Raw genomic sequence first — 20,647 nt, forward strand, 5'->3', positions numbered from 1 at the left:
TGTCGGCTCATCGCATCCTGGGGCTGAAGCAGGTCCCAAGGGTATGGCTGTTCGCCATTTAAAGCGGTACGCGAGCTGGGTTCAGAACGTCGTGAGACAGTTCGGTCCCTATCTGCCGTGGGCGTTGGAGATTTGAGGGAAGCTGACCTTAGTACGAGAGGACCGGGTTGGACGAACCTCTGGTGTTCCTGTTGTCACGCCAGTGGCATTGCAGGGTAGCTATGTTCGGACGGGATAACCGCTGAAAGCATCTAAGCGGGAAGCCCCTCCCAAGATGAGATCTCCCTAACCCCTAGAGGGTTCTAAAGGGCCGTTGGAGACTACGACGTTGATAGGCTGGGTGTGGAAGTGCGGTAACGCATGTAGCTAACCAGTACTAATTGCCCGTGAGGCTTGATCCTATAACCCCGAGCGGTCTGCTTGTGGATTTACGGTTTAGTCAGTAAAGTAACAGTTGAACCACGATTATTTTTCCGAATTGGGTTGTGAAGGCCACGGTGGGGATGAAAGTCCTTACACTTATGAAGCTTCACGTTAACCCGGCCAGTTTGCCTGGTGTCTATAGAGCATTGGAACCACCTGATCCCATCCCGAACTCAGAAGTGAAACGGTGCATCGCCGATGGTAGTGTGGGGCTTCCCCATGTGAGAGTAGGTCAACGCCAGGCTCCAAATCGAAAAGCCCCGTTCACAGTCTTGTGACGGGGCTTTTTTTTGTCCGAAGTATTCCGATAATCCGCTTCCGTTAATTACCACAAATGCGTTAGCTTAATGTTTTGAACAGAACTTGTGAGTTACGTTGGTAGTTGTATAGCGATTTTTTATTGCTGGGTAAGTTGGCAATTTCCCCTTTCTCGAACCCTCTTTCCCGAAACCAATCCGTTGTTTGTGTGGTTAAAACCAATAGCTTGATTTTGCCTTGAGTTTTTGCCAGTTGCGCAACATGTCGTAAAAGTTTATCACCACGATTGCCACCCCTGTATTGTGGATTGACTGCAAGACAGGCTAATTCAGCAATGGTGGGGGTGTCTGTGTCATATAGAGCGACACAGGCAATGACTTCGTGGTCGCGGGTAATGATATGGAAATTATGAATTTCCAGCTCTAGTTGTTCGCGTGAACGTTTAATCAGCGTGCCTTGTTGTTCTAAAGGGCGGATCAATTCAAGAATTCCACTAATGTCTTCGATCGTAGCGGCGCGTAAACATTCAAATTGCGCGGTTGCAATCATGCTGCCCACACCATCGCGAGTGTATAGTTCAAGCAATAATCCACCGTCGGTATCAGCGTTCACGAGGTGAATGCGTTCCACATCGGTAGTTACGGCTTCGATAATAGTGGGTAGCAGCTCGTGTTGAGGTAAATAGGCTTTCGCTTCCTCAGGGGTAAGTTCGTGAGGAAGATCCAGTGGTTGATCACTGAGGAATATCAGTTTGTCGGCCTTGAGGGTTTTTGCCGCGCTAATAGCTACTTGTTCATAACGCAAGTTGTAAGCCTCGCCCGTTGGGGAGTAGCCCATAGGCGATACCAGCACGATGTTATTTGCATCGAGCTGTTGCGTAATAAAGGTGTGATTGATTTTGCGCACCATGCCGGTATAGCCGTAGTCAATGCCATCATGAATACCAAGCGGACGTGCGGTGATGAAATTTCCTGAAACCACGCCTAAACCAGCATTAGTTAATGACGGTTGATTGAGTGCGTGGGTTAACAGGTTTTCGATACGGATACGTAGAAAACCAATGGCTTCTTGTGCCATTAACAAGGTATTTGCGTCGGTAACGCGGATACCTTTGTGTAAGTGTATAGGATGGTTATTGCGTGCAAGGCGTTCGTCGATTTGTGGACGGGTTCCATGTACTAATACGATACGCGTACCTAGCGTTGAAATAATCGCAATATCTTGAATAATCTGGCGAAATTGACTGGAAGCAATGACCTCGCCTGCGAAAGCAATCACAAAAGTTTTACCGCGATGACTGTGAATATACGGAGCGGCTTCGCGGAAAAAAGAAACGCTATTGCTGGCAGTGATGGATTCCACAGTGAATTTCCTTAGTCGTTAGCTGATCCCAGTAACAAGTGGTCAACTAAATCGCAAATGCAGTGAATCAATAGCAAGTGTGTTTCTTGAATGCGGGCAGTGCTGTCTGAGGGGACGCGCAATTCAATGTCATTAGTAGTTAATAATGCCTGCATCGTGCCACCGGATTTGCCGCTGAGGGCAATGACGCTCATGCCGCGTTGCTGCGCCACTTCAATCGCTTTGTTAACGTTAGCGGAATTGCCGCTGGTGGAAATGGCTAATAGGACATCGCCCGGTCGTCCAAGAGCTTCGACTTGACGTGAAAAAATCCGTTCATAGCTGTAGTCATTGGCGATTGAAGTCAAGGTCGATGTATCGGTAGTTAACGCAATCGCAGCTAACCCTTGGCGTTCCTTCTCGAAACGGTTGAGCATTTCCGAGGAAAAATGTTGCGCATCACCTGCGGAACCGCCATTACCGCAACTCAGAATTTTATTACCAGCATTGAAGGTGCTGAGTACCCGTTGTGCTGCTGCGACCAGCGGCGTTTCTAATTGCGTTAAAGCTTTTTGTTTGGTTTCAATGCTGGCGAGAAAATGTTGGCGGATGCGCGTGTGTAATGTCATGTTTTTAGCCCAAGTCGAAAGCGTTCTTGATCCAGTTTATGCCATTGTCGCCTTCGACAGCAACGACATCAAAGCGCACTTGTGCATTCGGTGCGCGATACTGGAGGTAGTGTTGTGCGGTGCGGATGATACGCGCTTGTTTTCGCGGGTCAATACTTTGCAATGCGCCGCCATAACGTTGCGTTTTACGGTAGCGAACTTCCACAAATACCAGTGTGTGACCATCCCGCATAATCAGGTCGATTTCGCCGCTGCGAATACGATAGTTTTGTTGCACGAGGCGTAAGCCGTTAGCCTGCAAATGCTCGCAGGCTAACTGTTCGGTATTGCTGCCGCGTTGTAAGTGCGCAGCTTGCGGTTTATTGTCCAAGTGGACGTGGTAAGCCGTTAGCAAAAGTGGCGAAAGGCAGGTGACGCTGAATTTGGCGATTACCGGCTAAACTGATGTCGCCGGTTTTGCCATTGACTCGTGCGCTGGGATTGCTGGCGATGCCGGGTAAGTTTTTAGCAATCAAGAATGCGTCCATCCCTAATGCGAACATGCGTGGGTAGGTGGAGTTATTCAGTGTACCTGCTTGTAGGCTTTCCATAACCCAAGGGATTTCTGTGTAGATAACCCCATCCAAATCAGCATCTTTGCTAGGGTCAGTGCGCCCTGAGAAAATGTGCGATGTGGCGTACACCGGTAATGATGCTGCTTGTGCTGCCAATAGTGGGCGCAATAAACGTGCTTGGCTAGGCGACGCTGCTAAAAACACCATGCTGGCTCGGCCTTGGGAAGCACCGACGGCATTTTGCACATCTTGCAGGTAACTGCTGGAAGGCGCATCGGCGTATTGCTGATTTGCGATAATTTGCCCGCCTTTGCCTTGGTAAGCCGCGCGGAATGCACCTGCAACCCGTTCGCCCCATGCGGAGTTGGGTGCGAGGATGACAGCAGTACGTTGTCCGCGTGCGATGGCAAAATTAGCTACTTCACGGGCTTCGTCTTCGGGTAATAAACCAAATTGGTACAACGCTCCCGGAATATTACGGGTGTTGGTCAGGTAATTAAGGCTCAAAATCGGTTTTGACAACATTTGTGGCTGTGCTAATAGTTGCGACAGTGATTCTTTGTCCAGTGGCCCCACAATTACGTCTGCACCTTCCGCCACGGCCTTTTGATATTGAGCAACCGCCCCACCAGTACTGACATCGTAAAGGTTAACGCTGGTGCTGCCACCCATTCCGCTGCGTGCGGCTTGAATGCCTTGAATAATATCTTGGCTGACACCGCCGAGTGCGCCGGATTGTGGCAATAATACGGCTACACGATTGACCGCTGTAGGGATCATGGCAGCTTGTACTTTGACTGCATTAGCAGGTTTGCCGCCTGAAGATTGCGCCCGACTGCGGATGTTTTGCACTTTTTCACGCAAGGCAGGTGATAACGCATTCATGTCGGTAGGCAATAATCGCAAAGCTAAATCAGGATTTTTTTGTTGTAACGCCAGTAGCGCGGAAACATACGCATGGCGACCCTGATTTTCACCGTTAAGGGTGTTGAGCGGGGCGCGGGCAAGGTAACTATTGGTCAGGTCGGCATCGCCAATAGATGCGGTAATTTCCGCCGCTTGTAAAATGACACGCTCACGTTGCGGTGACGGGTACGAGCTGGCAGCATTGAAGTAACTGGCAGCAGCTTCACGTTTTTTACCCTGTTTGAGTAGAGCATTGGCTTGCTGGATGGATGCGTCACCCGGCATAGCACTATTGTCGGTCACGCCAGTTAAGCCTGGGACGTTTGAGCAGCCGTGCATCAGCAGCGAGAGTGAAAGCATTACACCGTAAATGGATTTTTTCATAAGTCCGTTATGACGCATTGTTTGCATAATTTGGCGTTCCAGTTTCGTATTATCAAAGGGGGCTTTGCGGAAAAACTATAGCATAGCTGTTGGTACGTTTAATGCAAAACTGTGGTTTTTAGCGTTAAATGGTGGTTTTTTACGAGAGAAGGTCGTATCCGATGGCAGAAGGCATTTTATATTGTGTGGCAACGCCAATCGGCAACCTTGAAGACATAACAGCGCGTGCCTTACGTATCTTGGCGGAGGTCAGCAAGGTTTATGCAGAAGATACCCGCGTGACCCGGCGGATGTTCGCTCATTTTGGGATACAAAATACCTTGGAGAGCTTGCATGATCACAATGAAACCAGTCGGGTGGCACAGATTCAACGCGAATTAGCGGAAGGTATGAACGTGGCATTGGTGAGCGATGCCGGTACGCCGCTGATCAGTGACCCCGGTTACAAATTGGTGAATGCTCTAGGTGCGGCGGGGTGCAAAATAGTACCCGTGCCGGGGGCAAGTGCTTTAATCGCCGCGCTATCAGTGGCGGGTTTGCCCACGGATCGTTTTGCCTTTGAAGGCTTTTTACCTGCGAAGTCCGTGTCGCGTCGTAAGTTATTGACGGGTTTGGAGGCGGAATCGCGTACCTTGGTATTTTATGAATCCAGCCACCGCATTGCGGATTTGCTGGAGGATATGCTTGCAGTATTCGGTGGGGAGCGGCAGATAGTGGTGCTGCGTGAGTTAACCAAGTTGTATGAAAGCATTTATCGGGGCACAGCCACTGAGATTTTACAGCATATGGCAGCCGATTCTGACCGCTCGCGTGGTGAATTTGTGGTGGTGGTGGCGGGCAAGGTGTGCGACGAATCGGCTGATGCGCTGGCAGTGCTGAATGCGGATAAAGTGCTTGCGGTATTACTGGAGGTTTTGCCCGTCAAACAAGCCGCAGCAGTGGCGGCGCGTTTGACAGGTTTGCCCAAAAATCAGTTGTATCGACAAGCACTTGAGCAACAAGATGCGACGGATTAAGCCGCAGCAGTGTCGTCAGGGTGGTTAAGAATAACCAGTTTGCCGGGGTCTAAGGTAAGTAATTGCGCGGCGATTTCTGAGGAAATCAGGCAACGCTTGCCCTCAAGGAAGGTAATGGCGAGTGTACCGTCGGCAAGAGCTTGTTGCTGTGCTTCGGTGACATACACGTATTTAATATTGTCGCCGACCACGAAGTTGTAACGAATTTCAGCGTCATCCACGTTTTGCACATGCCCTTGAATAAGTGCGTGGACTTGTTCGCGGGTTTGTTTTTTGCGGGCTGCACGTTCGCGGGCGAGACGTTCGGTTTCTTCGCGTTCGTTGCGTTCCAGTTGCGCCCGCTCTTTGTAAAACTGTTCAAGATCTGACTGGGGTTTCGGTGGCTTAGTTGCTTTGACAGGTTGTGGGTTTGCTTGTGGGCGCGGCACAGGATTGGGTCGTGACTTCGCTGTATTCCTATTTTTATTAGGGATTTTTTCCACAGGCTTGGGTTTGGGTTGATTAGCCTTCTCGACTTGTTCTTGAGTGACTAAGCCTGCCTTGAGAAGCTGTTCTTGAAATGAATTTGCCATATTTTTAGGGATGCGTGTTAAATGTTGCAATGCGGGATGGTGTGCCTTGCGGGCGCAAGCGGTATAATACTTCGATTTTCAGCCATCAAGTAGAGAAAACCATGAATATTGATAAAATCTCCGTTGGGAAGGATGTACCCAATGACGTTAATGTTATCATTGAAATCCCAGCCCTTTCCACGCCGGTAAAGTACGAGCTGGATAAGGACAGCGGAGCATTGTACGTTGACCGTTTTATGTCCACACCAATGTTTTACCCGGCAAACTATGGGTTTATTCCGCATACCTTGGGGCAAGACGGCGATCCGACTGACGTGTTAGTCGTAAGTCCGACACCGTTGATGCACGGTTGCGTGATTCCGGTGCGCCCGGTTGGTATGCTGAAAATGTCGGATGAATCTGGGATTGATGCTAAAATCGTTGCTGTACCTGCACATAAGTTGTCATCGGGCTATCGTGATATTGAATCTTACACCCAGCTACCAAGCTTGTTGATTCAGCAGATTCAGCACTTCTTTGAGCGTTACAAAGAATTAGAACCGGGCAAGTGGGTGCGCGTTGATGGTTGGGCTGATGCAGAAGAGGCGAAAGCAGAAATTCTCGCCAGCATTACCCGTTACGAACAAGATAATGGATAATACCTTCGGGTATTAGGCCGACGAGTTCTTGGGATTGCTGCGCTTTTTAGGCGCAGCAATGCTATTGGGACATTTGCACAGTTAATTAGCCACAGTTATAACAGTTACATGGGTGAACGCCTTTCCATCAAGACGGATCGTGATGAGCAACAACTGTTCAATGTCCGTGTCATTATCGCCGCTATTCTGATTTTGCTTGCTATGCTGGGCATCATTGCGCGTGCCTATCAGTTGCAAGTCGTTGAGCACGGCAAATACGCGGAATTGTCACGCGAACATTACCAAAAGCGTATTCCCATCCCGCCTAATCGCGGTCAAATTTACGACCGTAACGGTGCGTTGTTGGCCGATAGTCATATCCAGTACGTGCTGGAAATTGTGCGTGATAGCATCGGTGATGAAAATAAAGACGGTAAAACCAATCTCAACGATGTGGATGCGGTTGTCGAGCGGTTGGGGGCATTGATTACCCTGACGGAAAAAGACATTCGTATTTTTAAGCAGCAAGCCCGTCGTTTTAAGTACCAACCGATTCCCATCAAAGAAAATTTAAGCGAAGAAGAAGTCGCTAAATTTGCAGTACATCGCCCGCGTTTTCCCGGCATCAATCTGGAATTGCGCATGGAGCGTTATTATCCGCTCGGAACGATTGCCAGCCATGTGATTGGTTACGTGGGGCGGATTGATGAGCGCGACTTGGAAACCCTCAATAAAAACGAATATTTGGGAACCAGCCACATTGGTAAAACCGGGGTAGAGGCTTCCCACGAGGGGCGTTTGCACGGGCAGGCGGGTTATCACTTGGTGGAAGTTGATGCGCATGGCAAGCAACAGGCATTGGTGGATGAAAAAGCTCCAGTCGGTGGTCAGGATTTATTCCTTGGCTTAGACATTAATTTGCAGATGACGGGTGAGCGTTTACTGAAGAACGAAAAGGGCGCGATTGTTGCTATTGATCCTAGCAATGGGGAAATTTTAGCGTTGGTGAGTATGCCAACTTTTGACCCAAATTTGTTCATTAACGGTATTACTCATAAAGATTACGTCGGCTTACGGGATGACCCTGATCGCCCGTTGTATAACCGGGCGTTGCAGGGGATTTATCCGCCGGGTTCAACCATTAAGCCGATGGTGGGCATCGCAGGGTTGGCAGAAAAAGTTATTACCACGGGTTCACGGGTACATGATCCGGGTTTCTTCCGTTTATCCGGGCAAAAACACGTGTTTCGATGCTGGAATAAGCGTGGGCATGGTTCGGTGGACTTGAAGGTGGCGATTACGCAATCGTGCGATACGTTTTTCTACGATTTAGCATACCGTATGGGGATTGACCGTTTTTCAACTTTTATGCGCACCTTCGGTTTTGGGGAGCGTACTGGCATTGATTTGCCATCTGAGGCGACAGGTTTAATGCCTTCACAGGAATGGAAGCAGCGTCGTCATAAAAGCAGTTGGTATCCGGGAGACACGGTTAATATCGGGATCGGGCAGGGTTATTGGCTATCCACACCGCTGCAATTGGCGCACGCGACAACGATTATGGCGAATCACGGTAAACGCTTGAAACCGCACGTATTACGCGGGGTGCGCATTGCTAAGAATCAAGAGGAAACTGTGTTAAAGCCTGAGCCATTCCCTGACGTGGCGGCAGAACCGCGCTTTTGGGATTTGACAGTGCAAGGTATGGAAAACGTTATGCGTCCGGGCGGTACAGCACGTGCAGCAGGCGCGGGTGCGGCCTACCGGATGGCGGGTAAAACCGGTACGGCACAGGTGTTCGGTTTGGCAGGCGGCACGTATAACGCGGGGCGTTTGGCGAAACGCTTGCGTGACCATGCGTTATTCGTAGGTTTTGCTCCGGTTGATGATCCCAAAATTGCAGTAGCGGTCATTGTGGAAAATGCGTCCGGTGGCGGTGGTAGTGTGGCAGCACCCATTGCGCGTAAAGTCATGGATGCGTATTTACTGAAGAAATACGGTAACGAAGAAGAAGTCGAGGGCGAAGCCATCGTGCCTGAAGCTGTCCCTGAAGAAGAGGAAGTGCATGATTAATTACTTGTTACCGGACTGGCTGCTTAAAATCTTTCAAAAAGTTGATGCGGTATTACTGGCGGCATTGTCATTGCTGGCATTTGCGGCATTGGTAACATTGTTCAGTGCCAGTGATGGCAATATTGATCAGGTATATCGTCAGGGCATCCATTTTTTGCTGGGTTTGGCTTTAATGCTGATCTTCTCGCAAATCCAAAGCAAAACGTTACGGCAATGGTCTATTTGGCTATATACCGGCGGTTTGGTGTTATTGGTTTTGGTGTTAATGATCGGTGTGGAGAAAAAAGGCGCAACACGTTGGTTGAATGTTGGGGTGCACATCCAGCCTGCTGAGATTATGAAGTTAGCCGTGCCGATGATGGTGGCTTATTATTTTTCTGAAAAGTCGTTGCCGCCGCGTTTTATTGATATTGTAGTGGCCTTGGTGTTGGTTTTTGTGCCGATGTTGTTGATTATGAAACAACCGGATTTGGGAACCTCTATTTTGATTGCGACTTCCGGGTTTTTCGTGATTTATCTGGCGGGCATGTCTTGGTGGCTGATTGGTAGTGCAGTGGCTTTGGTGTCAATTGCCGCACCGTTGATGTACCAATTTGGGATGCACGATTACCAGCGCAAGCGTGTGGATGTCTTATTGAATCCTGAATCGGATATTTTGGGAACTGGATACCACATTTCTCAGTCGAAGATTGCGATTGGTTCCGGTGGGGTTTACGGTAAGGGCTGGCTGAACGGCGATCAGTCGCACTTGGATTTTTTGCCTGAACAGCATACTGACTTTATTTTTGCGGTGTTCGGTGAAGAGTTTGGCTTGGCGGGTAATGTGTTATTGATCGCGCTGTATGTGTTTATTATTTGGCGTGGTTTGTACATTGCTACCAAAGGTGAAGACAGCTTTGCACGTCTTCTCGCCGGAAGTTTAAGTTTAACGTTTTTCTTTTATCTGTTTGTGAATACCGGGATGGTTACGGGGTTGCTCCCTGTGGTTGGCGTGCCTTTACCGTTGTTTAGTTATGGCGGTACTTCGGTGGTGACGTTGATGACGGCGTTCGGTATTATCATGGGGATGAAGCGGCGCAAGCGGATTTATCAACAGGAGGGCTGAAAACGGATTTTTAGTGCTTCTGCCAATAGGAGATTGAAATGGGTGACGTATACGGCTCTCGTGCGTGGTTTAAGCCCGCATATTCTTTGGCGGTTGGTGCTTTAATCGGGTTTTCTTTGGTGGCTTGTGCGCCCGGTCAAGGGCCGGTGCAATTCCCGTGGGTGTTGCAACCACCCGCTGTTCCTAGTGGGCAAACGTCCCAGCCGCAACGTCCTGTTGTGCCTGCGCCACCGCGTACAACGCCACCTTCCACGACTTCTATTCCTCCTGCGCCACCGCCGGTGACGTATCCCCCCGGTTTGCATGGCGATTACGCTAATTACCCCGGTTTGCGCGATTTCATTGGCAAAATGAACCGTGAACACGGCTTCAATGTGGCTTTTTTAGAGCAAACATTTTCCGGGGTCAAACGCGACCAAGCAGCCTTGACCAAAGTGGGCGCACCTGCTGAAGGGCAGGGTTGGCGTGCTTACCGTCCGATTTTTTTGACGGAAGAGCGTATTCGTGGCGGGGTTGATTTCTGGAATCGTCATGCACCGTTATTAGATGCGGCTTCGCGTCAATACGGGGTGGATATTGAATATATCGTCGCCATTATAGGGGTAGAAACCCAGTACGGTAAAAACACCGGGGCGCACAATGTATTGCAGGCATTGACGACGCTAGGTTTTGATTACCCGAAACGTGGCGATTTCTACCGCAAGGAATTGGAACAACTGTTCTTGTTGTCGCGTGAAGAAAAAGTGCGTCCGGCTATTTTTAATGGCTCTTACGCAGGGGCAATGGGTTTGGGGCAATTCATTTCCAGCAGTTACCGCAATTACGCCGTTGATGGCAATCGTGATGGTAAGCGCGATTTGTGGAATCCGCAGGATGCGATTCCCAGTGTAGCTAACTACTTTGCCCGTAATGGCTGGAAACGCGGTGGCGGTGTGGCAGTGCCTGCTGCGGTATCCGGTGGTGGTGCGGGTTTGGCAGAAACGACCCCTAAAAAACCGTCACGCACGTTGGGTGAATTGGCGAACGCTGGTGTTAGGCCGCAAGCCGGGTTGAATTCAGCGCGGGTGAGTTTATTGAAGCTGGAAGGTTCTACTGATGAATATTGGGTCGGCGGCGAGAATTTTTACGTGATTACCCGTTACAATGCCAACTTGAAATACGCAATGGCGGTTCATCAATTGGCACAGGCGATTCGTCAGCGTAAGTTTGGTTTATAAGCATTATCATGGGGTGTCCTGCGGGGTTTTAAGCGGGACAACCTCATTTCCTTGGGCAAAAAAGCTGGTTAACGATGATGACAATAAAATGGCAGCGTGCGGGAGTTTTGTTGGCTTCCGCAGCAATCGGGTTGGCGGCCTGTGGCAGCAACCCTTCAACAACGGATGATGCGCAAGGCGGTGCGAAAGCTCCTGCCTCTGGATTTGAAGCGCGGAGTGCGTGCGGCAACGATGCGACTTACACGATTGAAGGCAAATCGTATCAGGTCATGGCTTCTGCCGCTGGTTATACCGAAAGCGGCACTGCCGGATGGTACGGCGCGGAATTCCAAGGCACGGAAACGGCGGGTTGCGAAGTGTTCGATATGTATGCGTATTCCGCTGCACACCGCACCTTGCCTCTGCCGAGTTTTGTGCGGGTAACGCATCAACAAAACGGTAAAAATATTATTGTGCGGATCAATGACCGTGGGCCGTTTGAAGGTGGCGATTTAATCCAGTTGTCGTTTGCAGCGGCTAATGCCTTGGGTATTACTCAAAAGCACGGCGCACCGGTAAAGTTGGAAGCGTTGTCGCCAGAGCAGTTCAAAGGGCAGTTGCCAGCGGATTTAGTGGCGGCGGAAAGTGGCAGCGATGGACGTTCTTTAGACGGCTCACGCACTTCCAGTGCCGCTATTCGGGTATTACAGCGCGAAAAGCAGCCGTTACGCCCGATGAATAAGTCCAAAGTGTATTATATTGTTGCGGGGGCGTGGCCTGAGCGCAATCCGGCGATTGATATGTTTGTGCGTTTAACCTCGGTAGGCTTGTCGAAAACAGAACTGGCAACCGCCCAAGAAAAAGGCAAAACCGTGCATCAGATCAGAATTGGTCCGTTGTACGATCAAGATCAAATTGATAATGTGAAAGATGCCCTGCAAAGTAATGGCTTGGCGACCTTTAAGGTAGTTGCTCAGTAATTGCGGTCTCGGCTACCCTATTGTACTTGTTCGATTAACCCCTGTTTATGTGAAAGGACTGTCCATGTTTACAAGGATGCTGAAAGCGTTATGGTTGGTAGTATTGCTAAGTGGCAGCGTAGCGATGGCGGAAACCAAGCCCGCTGCTCAAGAAGCTGCCCCTGCCGCTGCTGCGACAACAGAAGACGGTGCGCCTACGGGAGTTTCAACAGCCCCCTATAATGATCCGGCTTTACCCCCGGAAGTAGTGGTGCGTGCGCCCGGTGTCCCGGAAATTGACGCAAAAAGTTACCTGTTGGTCGACTTTCAAAGCGGTGAGGAATTAGCCGGACTCAATCCCAGTCTGAAGGTGGAGCCAGCCAGTATTACCAAGTTGATGACCGCTTACATTATTTACCAAGAATTGGGTAAGGGTACGGTCAAGCTCGAAGACGAAGTGTTAATCAGCGAAAAAGCTTGGAAAATGGAAGGCTCGCGCATGTTCGTGGAGCTGGGTAAAAAAATTACCTTTGAAAAACTGTTGCGCGGCATGATTATCCAGTCGGGTAATGATGCGGCAATGGCATTGGTGGAACACATTGCCGGGAGCGAGGATGCTTTCGTGCAGCGCATGAATCAAGCGGCTGTTACGCTGGGGATGAATGACACCAAATACGTGAATGTCACGGGCTGGCCTGCCAAAGATCATTACACCACCGCGCGTGATATTGTGAAGCTGGCGAATGCTTTGATTAACGAATTCCCGGAGCGTTACAAGCTCTACGCGGAAAAAGAGTTTAGCTACAACAATATTAAGCAGCAAAACCGCAATAAGTTGCTGTGGCGCGACGCTAGTGTCGATGGCATGAAAACCGGGCACACAGAGTCTGCTGGTTTTTGTTTAGTCGCTTCTGCTAAGCGCGACAATATGCGGTTGATTTCTGTGATGTTGGGCGCGAAAAGCGAAGACAGCCGTGCGGAATTAAGCCAAAAACTGCTGGAATACGGTTTCCGTACCTTTGAGGCACATAAACTCTTTAACGCGGGTGCGGTGTTAGCCGATGTGCGGATTTGGAAGGGCGATGTGTCTGAAGTGCCCGCAGGCATTACCTCTGACTTATTTGTAAGCATTACCAAAGGTTCTTACGATCAGTTGGATGGCAAGATGCAACTGGATAAGGGCGTGGATGCGCCGATCAAACGCGGCGATGTTTTGGGTAAGATTTTAATTATGGATAAAACATCCGGCAAGGTGGTTAAAGAATCCCCGTTACTGGCACTGGATGATGTCGAGGAAGGCGGCTGGTGGCGCGGCATGGTGGATGGCGTACAAAAAATCTTTGCCGATTGAGGAATACAACGTGAGTGATGTAGAACGTTTTGGGCAAGATGAAACTTTAATTTTAGAGTTTCCGTGCGATTTTCCTATCAAAGTGGTGGGGCGTGCGAGCGGTGATTTGCATGTGCAGATTTGTGAAATTGTCTGTCGCCACGATAACGAGTTTAGTGCGGAAACGCGCTTACAATGCCGTGACAGTTCCGCCGGGAAATACCAGAGTCTGACCGTGAATATTCGCGCGGTCAGCAAAACGCAAATTGACGCAGTTTATCAGGATCTGAAAGCCTGTGAGCTGGTGTTGTGGGCGTTGTAACCGCATCGTTTGTACCTGAAACAACGTTGCGCGTGCGGGTTTTAGGGCAGCAAGCTTATTTGCCGGTATTACAGCAAATGCAGGATTTTACCCGTGAGCGCACCGCCACTACGGTCGATGAGCTGTGGTTGGTACAGCATTTGCCGGTGTTCACCTTGGGGCGTAACGGTAAGCCTGAGCACGTGCTCGCACCGGGCGATATTCCGGTCGTGCCGATTGATCGTGGTGGGCAGGTGACTTATCACGGGCCGGGGCAGTTAGTGGTTTATCTATTGCTGGATATTCGCCGTAAAGCCCTTGGGGTGCGCGAATTGGTGATGGGAATTGAGCAATCCATCATTACCTTGCTGGCACGTTACGGGATTACCGCGCAAGGTGATCGTGAAGCACCGGGCGTTTACGTGCAGGGTAGTAAAATTGCTGCGTTAGGGTTGCGGGTAACACGCGGCTACACTTACCACGGTTTAAGCCTGAATGTGGCGATGGATTTAGAACCGTTTCAGCGGATTAACCCGTGTGGGTATGCGGGCTTGCAGGTGACGCAATGCCGTGATTTAGGCATTGATCAAGCACCGTTTGAGCTGGCGGGGGAGTTGTGCGAGTGTATCGCGGCACAACTGGGGTATGCCGCGTTAGATTGGTGCCAGGATTAAACGTAATACGCACTCTTCGTCATTACTTTCGACATCAGCGGCATTAACAATTTACGTACCGGGAATGGCAATTTCGCCCCACCCGATTGCATTGCTACATCACCGTGATGGGTCTCGTCTTCTTTCATCTTTTGTAAAATCGCCATGTCGGCAAGCGCGTGTGCGGGTAAGTGGTTGATGTGTTCTTCGAGGTGTTTGATGACCTGATCTTCGGTTTCTTTGACGAAACCCAAGCTCCATTTATCGCCGATTTTGCCAGCCGCTGCGCCAATCGCGAATGAACCCCAGTAGAACAAGGGATTGAGTAAACTCTTGCGCCCATCAAGTGCGTGCAAGCGTTTTTCTGTCCAGTTCAGGTGATCGTTTTCTTCCATCGCGGCACGATCCATCTGCGCTTTGATGTCCGGGCGGTTGGCAGTCATGGCTTGCCCTCGGTATAAACCTTGGGCAGAGACTTCACCCGTGTGATTAATGCGCATCAGGCGGTTAATCAGTTGCCGATCTTCATCGCTCAACGGCGCGGTTTCCTGTACCCCTTCGGCGGGGTTAGGGCGTTCCGTGGTGGGTGCGGTTGCGTGAACAACGCGCAGCGATTGATCAATTTCAACTAAAATTTTATCCAGCAAACTGAGTGTGCGCATCATCATCTCCTGCTAGGGTGTTTACCGCTTGGTCAGGTAGTTTATCACTTGCAACAGGGTTTCTTCACTGCCTACTTTACTAGGGCTGGTCATGTATTTGCCATTTACAATAATGACGGGTACGGAGTCAGCCTTAGAACCTTTGCCTACTTCGTCAGAACGCGCCAGCATCGCCTGCATTTCCATAGATTGCAGGGCTTTGGTGACTTGTTCAGGGGCAAAACCTTGTTCGCCAAAGAAGCGGATCATGGCATCGTCGCTATTGATTTGGCGGCGTTGTTTTTGCAATGCTTCAAAAATCTTGGTGTGAACGTGCTTATCACCAGTCGGATCAAGCATTTTGCCGACATAAAACAGCTTGGCGTGGTATGCCCAGCGCGGGCTTAAGGTCGCCGGAACTTGTTGAAAAACTACATTTTCCGGTTTGGTCTGTAAATAGCGTTGAATGGTCGGTTCGAGCGAGTAGCAGTGCGGGCAGCCGTACCAGAACATTTCCACGACTTCGACTTTGCCTTGTGGTACTTGCGTTGGGATCGCTGGAACGATAGTGGTGTAATGCACGCCCTCACGGAAATCCATTGCCGGTGCTTGTGCCTGCACAGGTGCTGGAGCCGGAGCAGGATTGCTAGGCTTGGTAGTTTGCGTCTGGTTTACAGCTTCCGCTTGGGTGGACTCTGAAAAACATCCCGCCAATGCCAGCATCGCGGTTAAAACAATCCCGCAGGTGCGATTAAATACACATTTCATGTTAGCTATCTCCTTGATCTCTTATTGATTTATCACGTTGTTTGCCATTCTTAGGACGCTTTGGACATTAGGACACAGTTTGTTGTTTAAAGTTCACCGTAGGAGTGCAGCCCGGAAAGGAACATATTGACCCCAAGGAAAGCAAACAAGGTTACAAACAATCCGACGATAGCCCACCATGCCATCGGCACGCCGCGCCAACCTTTAGAGAAGCGCAAATGCAACCATGCAGCATAGTTCAACCAGACAATTAATGCCCAAGTTTCTTTGGGATCCCACGACCAGTAACCACCCCATGCTTCCGCTGCCCACATTGCACCCAAAATGGTGGCAATCGTGAAAAATGCAAAACCTAAAGCAATGGCTTTATAGGTAATATCATCGAGCATTTCCAGCGAGGGCAGGCGTGTTGCGGCAAAGCCTTGCGGCTTGAGACGTTCCCCGCGACTCTTAATCAAGTAAGCAATGCTTACCATCGCTGCCAAGGCAAACGCGCCGTAACCCACGAAATTCGCCGGGACGTGTATTTTCATCCAGTAGCTTTTCAGGGCAGGGACTAGCGGTAAAATTTTGTGTGCATCCCGCTCAAAGCTATACCACAGTAAAAATGCCACTGCCGCACTAATAACCAGCAATACAAAACCACCGAGCGAACGGTTGTTGTAACGGCCTTCGTAGAATAAATACAGCAAGCCGGTGATCAAACAGAATAAAATGAATACTTCATACAGGTTGCTGACTGGAATATGTCCAAAATCGGCATCAATCAGGTAAGACTCGTGCCAGCGCACCATTAAGCCCACCAAACCCATGACCAGTGCTACCCAAGTCATCGCGGACGCAGTTTTCATAGTGAATTGATTATTGGTAAACAACCCGCCGAAATATGCCACAGTCGCCAATACAAACAGCGCACTCATCCACATGACCGCTGATTGGCTGGAAAACAGGAATTTGAGTCCGAACACTGCTTCGGCATTGGCATAATTGCCGTTATATAGCCAAATACTGAAGAGGCTGAGTAAAGCCACTGCAATCACATAAGGACGGAAGGCTTTCCAGTACCAGCCTTGCGCAATAATCGCTGGTGCAGTTAGTGCGAGGATGCCAATTTCATAAGCATCCATCGTTGCCCCGTAGTTAATGAAGGTGAAGGCTGTCGCGGCAATGACAACGAGTGCCCACAACCAATCACTCAGTTGGAGTTGTTTTAGCAGGCTAGGCTGCTCAATCAAGGAATCAATGCTTGCCTGTGGAACTGTCATCTGTAACCTCACGTACTAGGGTTTGCCGGAAAATACCCTGCAATTTATTAAAATAACGCTCGAACTCTGGCAGATTTCGGTTGCTGCTACCAGCTAGGACAAGTTCCACGCGGTTATCGCCGTTTGGTTTGACCCAGACCCATATTCTACGATGCGCGACGTAAAACAGCAGAAATACCCCTAGAGTTAACATGGCACTACCGAAATACACCACGTCTTTACCCGGTGAGCGTGTAATTTGCAGACCGGATGCTTCGACTTGCTTGAAACTCGTCATTTGCACAAACCAAGGCGAGCCATACGCCGCAATTTTATCAATCGCCAGCAAACTATCATCGAAAAACAACCAGTCGGCTTCCGTCAGATCACCGGTTACACCCGCCTGTTTCAGGCTGTCTTGGTACACCGCGCGTAATGCTGCGTTGAGGACTTTCATGAAGGCTTCTGATGCGGCTTCCTGTCGGTCTTGTGGGAAACGCTTGGTGATTTCCTCCATAATGCCATCCGAGCCTTTACTGGCAAAAATACTGGTGAGTTGCACCATCGACTCGATGACTTGGGTTTCCACGCCGGTGTTTTGCATATTGGCTTGTTGCATCGACAATTGGGTGGTTGCCATTGCTGATTTTTTCACAAGCTCAGGGTTTTGCATATCCGACAAAAAGCGCATAAAGCGTTCCATGCCGCCTTTAGGGTCTACCGGAATGTGCAAATAACGGAATGGCTCATTCGGTGTAGTGCGCACCCCACTAATAAAATAGTGTTGCCCTTTGATCGTCACCGGATTCATGTAGTTCTGGTATTCCATCGCCTGCCCAGTTTCGTCGCGCAGTTTGAAGGTCACGCTGGGGCCGATGTTTTTCTTTTTGGCTTTACCGTCTTCTTCGATGTCGTTGATATTGAACAGGCGGAAATCGTTAATTTCCAGTTTGTATTTTTTATCCGAACTGCTCAGGTTGTAGTCACGAAACACGTTACCTTGCATATCTTGCGCCGCATAGCGGGTGCTAAACGGGTGCAGATGCAGGTTCACTTGTGAGCCGCCATCGCCAAAGTTGGCCTGATAAATCGCCACACCTTTATAAATCAACGGGTGATTCACCGAAATAGTGGATTCCAGCGGTTTGTCCAATGCCTTGTCATGAATCACTAAATCACTTTCAAACGACTTCGGCATCCCGGTGGAATAATGCTCTACGCGGAAATCTTTAACTTCTACTTCAAACGGCAAATGTTGCACCAAGTAGCCATCGCGTACTGGTAAGAAGATAATGTTGGCGCGATTGCCTTCGGGAATATCGACCGAGCCACGGTAGGAATAACTGCTAGGCGGTAATTGACTAATGGGAGGCACGTCAGCGGCAGGAATATTGCGGGTTTCAGGTTTTAAATTGCCTTGCCACTCGGCGATCATCAGTGGTAAACGGCTATCCATTAAGCCGCCCAAGCAAATCACAATAATCCCAAGGTGCGTCAGCCAATAACCCCAGTGATTAGAACCGCCTTTCATGCCCGCGATAACAGTATGATCATCGGCTTGTTTAGTGCGCGTTTTGAAACCTTGCGCTGTCAGAATACGTTGTGCAATCGACAGCGCAGTTGCGTTATCAGCGGTGCTTGCCAATGTCATTTGGTGCTTCATTGCCCGCAGCGACTTTTCCTGAATATTCTCACGGAAGTGACGTAACTCGCGGAGGATTCCGGGCGTATTACGCCCTACGCAGGTGGTAGTCGACAGCACTAAGAAGCCCAGTATGGTTAAAAACCAAACGGCAGAGTACACATCGTAAAGTCCCAGCATCTGAAACAGGTCGAACCAAAATGAGCCAAATTTGATTTGGTAGTCGGTGTAGGGTTTGTTTTGTTGTAAAACAGTACCGATGATGGATGCAATGGCTAACACCAACAACAGGCTGATGGCGAGGTTCATGGAACCGAGGAAGTTGATTAAGCGCGAACTGGGTGTCGAGGCGTTTCTCATACCGTGAAGACCATGATTGCAAGAACAGGCATTAAAACAACAAAGGGTGACAGATGTCACCCCTTGTTTTCTCGGAAACGATTACAAAATGGTAATCACTTCAAGCCAGCAATGTATTCTGCAACGGCTTCAATTTCCGCATCGGTCATCTTCGCCGCAACGTTACGCATCATTTTACCTGCATCGTTGGCACGCTCACCCTTACGGAAAGCATTCAACTGGTTTTTGATATAAGTGGCATGTTGACCATTTAATGCAGGGAAGTTAGACGCTGGGTTGCCAGCACCGGTAGGGCCATGACAAGCTGCACACGCTGCAACGCCTGTTGCATTGTTGCCGCCTTTGTACATTTGCTCACCCAGTGCGACTTTGGTTTGATCCGCTTCGCCCGGTTTCGCTGCTTGGCTGGAGAAATACGCAGCTAAGTCTGCCATATCCTGTTCGCTCAATGGTTTTGCCATTGGGGACATGGAAGGGTTAACCCGCGCATCTTCCTTGAAGTTAGCTAATTGCTTAGCAATGTAGCTAGGGTGTTGGCCTGCCAGTTTAGGCCATTCAGGGTTGACGCTATTACCGTCAGCACCGTGACAAGCTGCACACGTGGCGGATTTGGTTTTGCCAGCTTCGGCATTACCACCTTCTGCCCATGCAGAAGCTGCAACGCTGATTGCCAGGCCAGTCAGTACAAACGTGAGTACTTTTTTCATCTCGAAGTGCTCCTAAGATATCTACAAAATTTGCAATCATTCTAACCACTCCAGCTGATTGCTCCCCTGCAACCGCCGGGTGTGTTGCCTTGCCGTCTTAATGCGGCTGAGGCAATGAACTTGCAATCACGCCCGCCGCTCTTTAAGCTGCACTGGCCTGACGCAGGCTACCGAATCCACACGCTCCACAGTCATTTCCTTCGTGTCACCAAACTGTCATCAGTTGCGTGTCTCGAAAAAACGACTGGATTGTATAACATATTCTGTTTCTGTTCCTCAAAAAATATTAGAGAATCCTAACATTATGAATCATTACTTTCAGCAGGCAAGCTTTCTGCAAAGTGCGACTACCCGCAATACCCTGCCACCAGAGGGAGGGTTAGAGATTGCCTTTGCAGGTCGCTCAAATGCCGGGAAGTCTAGTGTAATCAACGTGGTATGTTCGCAAAAATCCTTGGCACGCACCAGTAAAACGCCGGGGCGGACACAACTTATTAACTTTTTCCGCCTTAATGATGGGCATTTTTTGGTCGATTTGCCGGGCTACGGTTACGCTAAAGTGCCAGAGGCGATTCGCTTAGAATGGCAAAAATTCATTGAATCCTACCTTGTAGAGCGCAATACCTTGCGTGGTTTAGTCTTGGTAATGGATATTCGTCACCCTTTGACAGATTATGACCAAACTATGTTGCAGTGGGCTTATCGGCGGCAATTGCCGGTACATATTCTGTTGAATAAAGCCGATAAAATAGCGCGAGGGGCTGCGGGTAATGTGTTATTGAAAGTACGCAAAGAACTGGCCGATTTACACGGTGTGTCAGTGCAAACTTTTTCGGCACTGAATAAAACCGGGTTGGATACTTGTTGGGCGGTGGCGGAAGGCTGGTTAGGGCACTGAAACACATCGGTGGCGATAATAACTACTTATCGCCGCTTGTTCAGGATTAGTTAATTTGTTGGAAGTATAC

The 20,647-nt window shown here is 49.5% G+C and carries 20 protein-coding genes, 1 rRNA gene and 1 other annotated feature; of the genes, 11 read left to right on the forward strand and 10 right to left on the reverse strand.

The genetic code is table 11. The features are described from left to right. Window positions 1-401 (forward strand) — a sequence feature (23S ribosomal RNA rRNA prediction is too short). 150 nt (window positions 402-551) lie between these two features. Then, window positions 552-667 (forward strand): 5S ribosomal RNA (rrf, locus tag J9260_RS00095). A 95-nt stretch (window positions 668-762) separates the two neighbouring features. On the opposite strand, the gene argA is transcribed toward rrf, so the two are convergent. Genes argA through J9260_RS00115 form a run of 4 tightly spaced genes read right to left on the reverse strand, consistent with a single transcriptional unit; the run spans window position 763 to window position 4,522 of the window. Further along, complete coding sequence (argA, locus tag J9260_RS00100; RefSeq protein WP_246499536.1) at window positions 763-2,043, reverse strand: amino-acid N-acetyltransferase; 1,281 nt, start codon at window positions 2,041-2,043, stop codon at window positions 763-765. A gap of 11 nt (window positions 2,044-2,054) precedes the next feature. Next, window positions 2,055-2,651, reverse strand: a complete 597-nt coding sequence (locus tag J9260_RS00105; RefSeq protein WP_210219049.1) for a phosphoheptose isomerase — start codon at window positions 2,649-2,651, stop codon at window positions 2,055-2,057. A 4-nt stretch (window positions 2,652-2,655) separates the two neighbouring features. Beyond that, the gene (locus J9260_RS00110) at window positions 2,656-3,021 is read right to left on the reverse strand and encodes a YraN family protein (protein ID WP_210219050.1); all 366 of its coding nucleotides are present in this window, start codon (window positions 3,019-3,021) and stop codon (window positions 2,656-2,658) included. Further along, complete coding sequence (locus J9260_RS00115) at window positions 3,011-4,522, reverse strand: penicillin-binding protein activator (protein ID WP_246499538.1); 1,512 nt, start codon at window positions 4,520-4,522, stop codon at window positions 3,011-3,013. Before J9260_RS00115 ends, J9260_RS00110 begins: the two co-directional genes overlap by 11 nt. Before the next feature lie 134 nt (window positions 4,523-4,656). On the opposite strand from J9260_RS00115, the gene rsmI reads away from it, so the two are divergent. Further along, a complete protein-coding gene (gene rsmI / locus J9260_RS00120; RefSeq protein ID WP_210219051.1) occupies window positions 4,657-5,511 on the forward strand; it encodes a 16S rRNA (cytidine(1402)-2'-O)-methyltransferase in 855 nt (284 codons plus the stop codon). Here rsmI and J9260_RS00125 read toward each other — a convergent pair. Beyond that, on the reverse strand, window positions 5,508-6,083 hold the full coding sequence (locus J9260_RS00125; RefSeq protein ID WP_210219052.1) for a DUF2058 family protein: 576 nt from the start codon (window positions 6,081-6,083) through the stop codon (window positions 5,508-5,510). The genes rsmI and J9260_RS00125 overlap by 4 nt on opposite strands. A 101-nt stretch (window positions 6,084-6,184) precedes the next feature. On the opposite strand from J9260_RS00125, the gene ppa reads away from it, so the two are divergent. The 8 genes from ppa to lipB all read left to right on the forward strand — a co-directional run bounded on the left by ppa (window position 6,185) and on the right by lipB (window position 14,338). Next, window positions 6,185-6,721: an inorganic diphosphatase gene (ppa, locus tag J9260_RS00130; RefSeq protein WP_210219053.1), complete on the forward strand. Its 537-nt coding sequence runs from the start codon at window positions 6,185-6,187 to the stop codon at window positions 6,719-6,721. A gap of 108 nt (window positions 6,722-6,829) precedes the next feature. Then, window positions 6,830-8,773: a penicillin-binding protein 2 gene (gene mrdA, locus J9260_RS00135; RefSeq protein WP_210219054.1), complete on the forward strand. Its 1,944-nt coding sequence runs from the start codon at window positions 6,830-6,832 to the stop codon at window positions 8,771-8,773. Then, complete coding sequence (rodA, locus tag J9260_RS00140; protein WP_210219055.1) at window positions 8,766-9,878, forward strand: rod shape-determining protein RodA; 1,113 nt, start codon at window positions 8,766-8,768, stop codon at window positions 9,876-9,878. The genes mrdA and rodA overlap by 8 nt, the downstream gene beginning before the upstream one ends. 38 nt (window positions 9,879-9,916) lie before the next feature. Continuing rightward, complete coding sequence (gene mltB / locus J9260_RS00145; protein ID WP_210219056.1) at window positions 9,917-11,095, forward strand: lytic murein transglycosylase B; 1,179 nt, start codon at window positions 9,917-9,919, stop codon at window positions 11,093-11,095. 74 nt (window positions 11,096-11,169) lie between these two features. Beyond that, a complete protein-coding gene (locus tag J9260_RS00150; protein ID WP_246499540.1) occupies window positions 11,170-12,054 on the forward strand; it encodes a septal ring lytic transglycosylase RlpA family protein in 885 nt (294 codons plus the stop codon). 64 nt (window positions 12,055-12,118) lie between these two features. Next, window positions 12,119-13,384 carry a D-alanyl-D-alanine carboxypeptidase family protein gene (locus J9260_RS00155; protein ID WP_210219057.1) on the forward strand — a complete coding sequence of 422 codons (1,266 nt, stop codon included), beginning with the start codon at window positions 12,119-12,121 and terminating at the stop codon, window positions 13,382-13,384. After that, window positions 13,356-13,685 carry a YbeD family protein gene (locus J9260_RS00160; RefSeq protein WP_210219058.1) on the forward strand — a complete coding sequence of 110 codons (330 nt, stop codon included), beginning with the start codon at window positions 13,356-13,358 and terminating at the stop codon, window positions 13,683-13,685. The genes J9260_RS00155 and J9260_RS00160 overlap by 29 nt, the downstream gene beginning before the upstream one ends. Beyond that, window positions 13,673-14,338: a lipoyl(octanoyl) transferase LipB gene (gene lipB / locus J9260_RS00165; RefSeq protein WP_281419406.1), complete on the forward strand. Its 666-nt coding sequence runs from the start codon at window positions 13,673-13,675 to the stop codon at window positions 14,336-14,338. Before J9260_RS00160 ends, lipB begins: the two co-directional genes overlap by 13 nt. Here the strand turns inward: lipB and coq7 are convergent. The 5 genes from coq7 to J9260_RS00190 form a co-directional block, all read right to left on the reverse strand. Then, entirely contained in the window at window positions 14,335-14,979 is a 645-nt protein-coding gene (gene coq7 / locus J9260_RS00170; protein ID WP_210219059.1) for a 2-polyprenyl-3-methyl-6-methoxy-1,4-benzoquinone monooxygenase, read from the reverse strand. The two genes, lipB and coq7, sit on opposite strands and share 4 nt — an antisense overlap. 21 nt (window positions 14,980-15,000) lie before the next feature. Then, window positions 15,001-15,726: a thiol:disulfide interchange protein DsbA/DsbL gene (locus tag J9260_RS00175; protein ID WP_210219060.1), complete on the reverse strand. Its 726-nt coding sequence runs from the start codon at window positions 15,724-15,726 to the stop codon at window positions 15,001-15,003. A gap of 86 nt (window positions 15,727-15,812) precedes the next feature. After that, window positions 15,813-16,991 (reverse strand): c-type cytochrome biogenesis protein CcsB, encoded by a 1,179-nt coding sequence (ccsB, locus tag J9260_RS00180; protein ID WP_210219061.1) that lies wholly within the window; start codon window positions 16,989-16,991, stop codon window positions 15,813-15,815. Further along, complete coding sequence (locus tag J9260_RS00185) at window positions 16,966-18,972, reverse strand: cytochrome c biogenesis protein ResB (RefSeq protein WP_210219062.1); 2,007 nt, start codon at window positions 18,970-18,972, stop codon at window positions 16,966-16,968. Before J9260_RS00185 ends, ccsB begins: the two co-directional genes overlap by 26 nt. Before the next feature lie 95 nt (window positions 18,973-19,067). After that, the gene (locus tag J9260_RS00190) at window positions 19,068-19,679 is read right to left on the reverse strand and encodes a c-type cytochrome (protein ID WP_210219063.1); all 612 of its coding nucleotides are present in this window, start codon (window positions 19,677-19,679) and stop codon (window positions 19,068-19,070) included. 304 nt (window positions 19,680-19,983) lie between these two features. Between J9260_RS00190 and yihA the strand changes: the two genes are divergently transcribed. Continuing rightward, entirely contained in the window at window positions 19,984-20,577 is a 594-nt protein-coding gene (yihA, locus tag J9260_RS00195) for a ribosome biogenesis GTP-binding protein YihA/YsxC (RefSeq protein ID WP_210219064.1), read from the forward strand. Window positions 20,578-20,647: the final 70 nt, after the last annotated feature.

Origin of the sequence: Thiothrix unzii, assembly GCF_017901175.1 — a bacterium.
Classification (GTDB): Bacteria; Pseudomonadota; Gammaproteobacteria; order Thiotrichales; family Thiotrichaceae; genus Thiothrix; species Thiothrix unzii.

What these genes read in the sequence shown, in the direction of transcription:
- J9260_RS00105 (WP_210219049.1), bottom strand. Translation starts at nt 2,651, where the DNA reads ATGACATTACACACGCGCATCCGCCAACATTTTCTCGCCAGCATTGAA.
- J9260_RS00115 (WP_246499538.1), bottom strand. Translation starts at nt 4,522, where the DNA reads ATGCAAACAATGCGTCATAACGGACTTATGAAAAAATCCATTTACGGT.
- rsmI (WP_210219051.1), top strand. Translation starts at nt 4,657, where the DNA reads ATGGCAGAAGGCATTTTATATTGTGTGGCAACGCCAATCGGCAACCTT.
- J9260_RS00125 (WP_210219052.1), bottom strand. Translation starts at nt 6,083, where the DNA reads ATGGCAAATTCATTTCAAGAACAGCTTCTCAAGGCAGGCTTAGTCACT.
- ppa (WP_210219053.1), top strand. Translation starts at nt 6,185, where the DNA reads ATGAATATTGATAAAATCTCCGTTGGGAAGGATGTACCCAATGACGTT.
- mrdA (WP_210219054.1), top strand. Translation starts at nt 6,830, where the DNA reads ATGGGTGAACGCCTTTCCATCAAGACGGATCGTGATGAGCAACAACTG.
- rodA (WP_210219055.1), top strand. Translation starts at nt 8,766, where the DNA reads ATGATTAATTACTTGTTACCGGACTGGCTGCTTAAAATCTTTCAAAAA.
- mltB (WP_210219056.1), top strand. Translation starts at nt 9,917, where the DNA reads ATGGGTGACGTATACGGCTCTCGTGCGTGGTTTAAGCCCGCATATTCT.
- J9260_RS00150 (WP_246499540.1), top strand. Translation starts at nt 11,170, where the DNA reads ATGATGACAATAAAATGGCAGCGTGCGGGAGTTTTGTTGGCTTCCGCA.
- J9260_RS00155 (WP_210219057.1), top strand. Translation starts at nt 12,119, where the DNA reads ATGTTTACAAGGATGCTGAAAGCGTTATGGTTGGTAGTATTGCTAAGT.
- J9260_RS00160 (WP_210219058.1), top strand. Translation starts at nt 13,356, where the DNA reads ATGGCGTACAAAAAATCTTTGCCGATTGAGGAATACAACGTGAGTGAT.
- coq7 (WP_210219059.1), bottom strand. Translation starts at nt 14,979, where the DNA reads ATGCGCACACTCAGTTTGCTGGATAAAATTTTAGTTGAAATTGATCAA.
- J9260_RS00175 (WP_210219060.1), bottom strand. Translation starts at nt 15,726, where the DNA reads ATGAAATGTGTATTTAATCGCACCTGCGGGATTGTTTTAACCGCGATG.
- ccsB (WP_210219061.1), bottom strand. Translation starts at nt 16,991, where the DNA reads ATGACAGTTCCACAGGCAAGCATTGATTCCTTGATTGAGCAGCCTAGC.
- J9260_RS00185 (WP_210219062.1), bottom strand. Translation starts at nt 18,972, where the DNA reads ATGAGAAACGCCTCGACACCCAGTTCGCGCTTAATCAACTTCCTCGGT.
- J9260_RS00190 (WP_210219063.1), bottom strand. Translation starts at nt 19,679, where the DNA reads ATGAAAAAAGTACTCACGTTTGTACTGACTGGCCTGGCAATCAGCGTT.
- yihA (WP_210219064.1), top strand. Translation starts at nt 19,984, where the DNA reads ATGAATCATTACTTTCAGCAGGCAAGCTTTCTGCAAAGTGCGACTACC.